5 protein-coding genes and 1 pseudogene are annotated in these 5,483 nt (G+C 38.2%); all 6 read left to right on the forward strand.

From position 1 onward, the window contains the following. Positions 1 to 1,073 (forward strand): 5-(carboxyamino)imidazole ribonucleotide synthase (locus CI949_RS16075; RefSeq protein ID WP_290768145.1); only part of this gene is annotated, 1,073 nt, incomplete at its 5' end. Positions 1,074 to 1,087: 14 nt separating this feature from the next. Beyond that, entirely contained in the window at positions 1,088 to 1,618 is a 531-nt protein-coding gene (gene purE / locus CI949_RS16080; RefSeq protein WP_290768147.1) for a 5-(carboxyamino)imidazole ribonucleotide mutase, read from the forward strand. Beyond that, positions 1,608 to 3,020, forward strand: a complete 1,413-nt coding sequence (locus CI949_RS16085) for a lyase family protein (RefSeq protein WP_290768148.1) — start codon at positions 1,608 to 1,610, stop codon at positions 3,018 to 3,020. Before purE ends, CI949_RS16085 begins: the two co-directional genes overlap by 11 nt. Before the next feature lie 2 nt (positions 3,021 to 3,022). Then, positions 3,023 to 3,742 carry a phosphoribosylaminoimidazolesuccinocarboxamide synthase gene (purC, locus tag CI949_RS16090; protein WP_290768150.1) on the forward strand — a complete coding sequence of 240 codons (720 nt, stop codon included), beginning with the start codon at positions 3,023 to 3,025 and terminating at the stop codon, positions 3,740 to 3,742. A gap of 26 nt (positions 3,743 to 3,768) precedes the next feature. Continuing rightward, a complete protein-coding gene (gene purF, locus CI949_RS16095; protein WP_290768152.1) occupies positions 3,769 to 5,247 on the forward strand; it encodes an amidophosphoribosyltransferase in 1,479 nt (492 codons plus the stop codon). A gap of 2 nt (positions 5,248 to 5,249) precedes the next feature. Beyond that, a pseudogene (locus CI949_RS16100) lies at positions 5,250 to 5,483 on the forward strand (phosphoribosylformylglycinamidine cyclo-ligase); the annotation flags it as partial.

Below are 5,483 nucleotides of genomic sequence, written 5' to 3' on the forward strand. Positions count from 1 at the left end.
GCTTTTATGTTACAATTTTAGATCCAACAAAAAAATGTCCAGCTCACAGCATTGCTGATCAGCACCTTGTAGCTGATTTTGATGATAGAGAGGCAATTAGAAAACTTGCTCAAAAATCTGATTTAATAACCTATGAATTTGAACATATTGATGTTGAGGTTTTAAAAGAATTGGAAATTGAAGATTATAAAATTTATCCAACAGCCCGCAGCTTAGAAATTATTCAAAATAAGTATCATCAAAAGAATGTTTTAAAACAGGATCAGATAGCTGTTCCTGATTTTAAAAAAGTTTTAGGTCCGGCTGATATTAAAGAAGCTGCTCGTGATTTTGGCTACCCCTTGATGCTAAAAAGCTGTACAGGTGGTTATGATGGCAAGGGAAATTCTTTGATTAATAGTCAGGTTGAAGTGGAAAGTGCTTTTCAGGAACTGGGAGCAGGAAAGACTCCGCTGATGGTAGAAGAATATATTCCTTTTAAAAAAGAAATTTCGATTATAGCAGCTCGTGGCTTAAATGGAGAAATGAAAGTTTATCCTGTTGGAGAAAATGATCATCGAGAGAATATTTTATATGAAACAAAAGTACCGGCTGAGATTTCAGCTGAACTAAAACAAGAAGCCGAAGAATTTGCTAGAGAAGTGCTCAAAGTTTTTGAAGGAGTAGGAATTTTCTGTGTAGAAATGTTTGTAACAGAAGAAGGTCAGCTTTTAGTTAACGAAATTGCTCCCAGACCACATAATTCAGGTCATTATACTATTGAAGGTTGTGTTACTTCTCAGTTTGAACAGCATATCAGAGCAATTACAGATCTGCCTCTCGGAGATACTACTTTAGTCAGGCCTGCAGTAATGCGTAATATTTTGGGTAGCGGCCAAGAAGGTAAAGCTGAAATAATAGGCTTAGATCCGGCTCTGGCAGTAGAAGGAGTAAAGGTTCATATTTATCAGAAGACTATTTCCAGGCCCGGCCGTAAAATGGGCCATCTGACAGTTACAGCAGCTAGCTTAAAAATAGCGGCTGATCAGGCATTAAAAGCCAGTAAATTAATAGAAATTAAAGGAGAAATTTAGGGAGGTAAAATTTTATGAAGCCTAGAGTAGGAGTTATTATGGGCAGTGATTCTGACCTGCCGGTAATGAAAAAGGCAGCAGAAATTTTAGATCAATTTGAGGTAGAATATGAGCTGACAGTTGTTTCAGCCCACCGCACACCAGAGAGATTATATAATTATGCAGAGACAGCAGAAGAAAAAGGTTTAGATGTGATTATTGCTGGAGCTGGAGGTGCAGCTCATCTGCCGGGAATGATAGCAGCAGTAACAACTGTGCCTGTAATTGGCGTTCCGGTTAAGACATCAAAGTTGAGCGGTCTTGATTCACTTTATTCAATAGTTCAGATGCCGCCGGGTGTTCCAGTAGCAACAGTTGCGATCAATGGAGCCAAAAATGCTGCTTTACTGGCAGTACAGATCTTAGCCCGTAGTGACGAAGAGTTAAATAAAAAGCAAAAAGAATATCGCCAGGAAATGAAAGCTAAAGTACTGGATACAGCAGAAAAATTAGAAGAACAGGGATATCAGGAATACCTTGAGAGGAGCGAAAAATTTGCAGAATAGAGATATTTTTGCCAATATAAGTCCCCTTGATCACCGTTACTCAAGGCGGAAAAATAATTTTGACGAGATTGGAAAATACCTTTCCGAAAATGCGACAATTGCCTTTCAGGCAGAGGTTGAACTGGCCTTAGTTAAGGTGCTGGCTAGAAGAGGAATAGCACCTGAACAGGCTCCAGCTGAAGTTGAAAATGCGATTGAAGAATTAACCACAGAAGAGGTTTACAAAGAGGAAGCAAAGACTAAACACAATATTAGAGCCTTAGTTAACTGTATTCAAAAAAAAGTAACTAAAGAATGCCGCCCCTATATTCACTTTACAGCTACTTCTTATGATATTGTAGATACAGCTAATTCCCTCCGCTATCAGAAGGCAGCTGCAGAATTAATTATACCTAAATTAAAAGAATTACATAAAAGCTGGGCATCAATTGCCCTGCGAGAAAAGGATAGAGTCCAGATCGGTAGAACTCACGGCCAGCATGCAGTACCGGTAACCTTTGGCTTTACTATTGCCGAATATGTAGCCCGTCTGGGGGAAAGAATAGAAGAAATTGAAGCTAAAGCAGATAAACTTATTGGTAAATTTGCTGGAGCAGTTGGTGCTTATAATGCCAGCAATATCTTTTTTGAAGATCCGGAAGAGTTTGAAAAGGAAGTTTTAACCGAACTTGGTTTAAAGCCTGGTGAGCATTCAACTCAGATAGTTCAGGCTGAGCCGATGACAGATTTTATTCACGCTCTCGTTTCAACTTTTAGTGTTCTAGCAGCTTTTGCTGATGATATGCGCCAGCTGCAGCGCTCAGAAATTGCAGAAATTGGTGAACATTTTGGTAAAGATCAGGTTGGTTCTTCAACTATGCCCCATAAAAGAAACCCAATTAACTACGAAAATGTAAAAAGCTTATGGAAGGCTTTTATGCCTCAGATGACTACAGTATATATGGATCAACTATCTGAGCATCAAAGAGATCTGACTAATTCGGCTTCTTCCCGTTTTATTCCGGAGCTGATAACTGCTTTACTCTCAGCAGCAGCTCGATTGACCAGGGTTAGCTCCAAGATGGCAGTTGATCAGGAAAATATTAAAAAGAATTTCGATCAGAACAAAAAGATGATTGTAGCCGAACCTTTATATATTCTTTTAGCAGCAGCCGGTCATCCCGATGCACATGAGGCGATAAGGAAGCTGACTTTAAAAGCACAGAATACAGATCTTTCTTTAAAAGAACTGGTAACCGAGAGTAAAGAGCTGCAGGGATACTGGGAAAGTTTTGCTGAGCGGCAGAAAGAATTAATTTTAAAACCGGAAAAATATACTGGAATCGCAGCTCAAAAAACAAAAAAAATAGTTAAAAACTGGCAGAATAAATTTGATTATGAGTTAAATACGGAGGTTTTATAAAGATGCAAAAAAAGGAAATGCTCTATGAGGGTAAAGCCAAGCAAATTTTTAGTACAGATCAAGATGATCAGGTAATTGTTCACTTTAAAGATGATGCAACTGCTTTTGATGGTCAGAAAAAGGGGCAGATTGCAGAAAAAGGCAAAATTAATAATAAGATAAGCAACTTCTTTTTTAAATTTTTAGAAGAAAAAGGGATTAAAACTCATCTAATAGAGGAGTTAAACGTGCGTGATTCTTTGGTTGAAAAAGTAGAAATTATTCCTTTAGAAGTTGTAATGCGCAATGTTGCAGCCGGAAGTCTGGCCAAAAGAATCGGCATGGAAGAAGGAGAACCGCTGAAGCAGCCGGTAATCGAATTTTATTATAAGGATGATGACTTAGGAGATCCTCTAATCAATGTGTCTCATATTGAACTTCTAGGACTAGCAGGCAGAGAAGAACTGGAAAGATTAATTGCCTTAGGCCATAAGATTAATGATATTTTAGTTAAGTTTTTAAAAGAGCGGAATGTAGATCTGGTTGATTTTAAACTTGAATTTGGAAAAACAGCCGAAGGAGAAATTATTCTGGCTGATGAAATAACACCTGATACCTGCCGTTTCTGGGATAGTGAGACAAAAGAAAAACTGGATAAAGACCGTTTTCGCCGTGATCTTGGTAATGTAGAAGAGGCTTATCATGAAATGTATAAGCGGATTACCGGCCAGGACTGGAAATAATTTTAGCATTAAAGGGAGGAAAATTGATGAGAGAAAGTTGTAATTTCTCTAGTAAAAATTTAAAGACAGTTCAGCAGAGTTCTAATGATTTAAAGTTAACTCAGGCTGAGCTGAATGATGATAAAATGAGCGAAGAATGTGGAGTTTTTGGCATTTTTAATGCTGATGGGGAGAGCAGTGCAGCAGAATTAACTTATCTTGGGCTGATTGCCCTGCAGCACAGGGGTCAGGAAAGTGCCGGTATCTGTACCAACCATCAGGGTGAGTTTAATTTGCATAAGAGTATGGGACTGGTAGAAAGTGCGTTTGAGAAGGAAGATATCAGAAATTTAAAAGGGGAGATGGCAATAGGTCATGTCCGTTATTCTACCAGCGGCTCTAGTAAACTGGCTAATGCCCAGCCAATTTTGATTAACAGCATGAAAGGTGATTTAGCTTTAGCTCATAATGGTAATCTGGCTAATGGAGCAGAGCTTAGAAATAATTTAGAAAGCAATGGTTCTATTTTTCATTCTACTTTAGATACCGAGGTAATTGCTCATTTAGTGGCCCGTTCTTTTGAAGATAATATAATTGAAGCTTTAATTCAAAGTCTACATCAACTTAAAGGTGGATTTTCTCTGGTAGCAATGACCAAAGATGAGCTGGTTGCTATTCGTGATCCTCGTGGTTTTAGGCCGCTTTCTATTGGAAAATTAGATAACAGCTATATTGTAGCTTCAGAAAGCTGTGCCTTTGATATCATTGGGGCTGAATTTGTACGTGATGTGGCTCCAGGTGAAGTTGTTGTGATTGACAAAGACGGAATTAAAAGCCGCCGTTATACCGGTGAAAATGATACCAGTCTCTGTGTTTTTGAATATATTTATTTTGCAAGACCTGACAGCAATATAGCAGGTCAAAATGTTTTGCTTGCCAGAAAAGAAATGGGTAAACAGCTGGCCCGGGAGATGGATATTGAAGCTGATATAGTAGTGCCTGTACCGGACTCCGGAATTGCAGCTGCTTTAGGATTTGCTGAAGAATCTGGAATTCCCTATGCTCAAGGAATTTTGCGGAATCGCTATATGGGTAGGACATTTATTCAGCCAACTCAGGAAATTAGAGATTTAAAAGTTAGACTTAAATTATCACCTATTAAAGAAATTATAAAAGATAAAAAAATTATTTTAATAGATGATTCAATTGTTAGAGGAACAACCAGTAAACAAATTATTGGAAGGATCAAAGAGGCAGGAGCAAAAGAAGTTCATATGGCTATCTCCTCACCACCTGTTGAACATCCCTGTTATTTTGGACTTGATACTTCACGTAGACAGGAACTAATAGCCAGCAATAATTCTGTTGAAGAAATAAGTGAAAACATAGGAGCTGACAGTCTTCACTATTTGAGTCAGGCAGGTATGCTCAAGTCAATTAAAACTGAGGTTGAGCTTGGTTTTTGTACTGCCTGTTTTGATGGAGATTATCCGATAGACAGCCGTTATTTAAGTGAGGAGGAATAATTGTGGGTTTAGATTACAAAAAAGTTGGTGTGGATATAGATGCTGGCAATCAGGCAGTTGAACTGATTAAAAATGATGTGCAGTCCACCTTTGGTCCGGAGGTAATGACCGGTTTGGGAGGATTTGGTGGACTTTTTAAACCTGATTTAAGTAATTATCAGAATCCGGTTTTAGTTTCCGGAACAGATGGAGTTGGTACTAAACTTAAACTGGCTTTTGAACTGAATATTCATAAT

Source organism: Halanaerobium sp. (assembly GCF_003070835.1).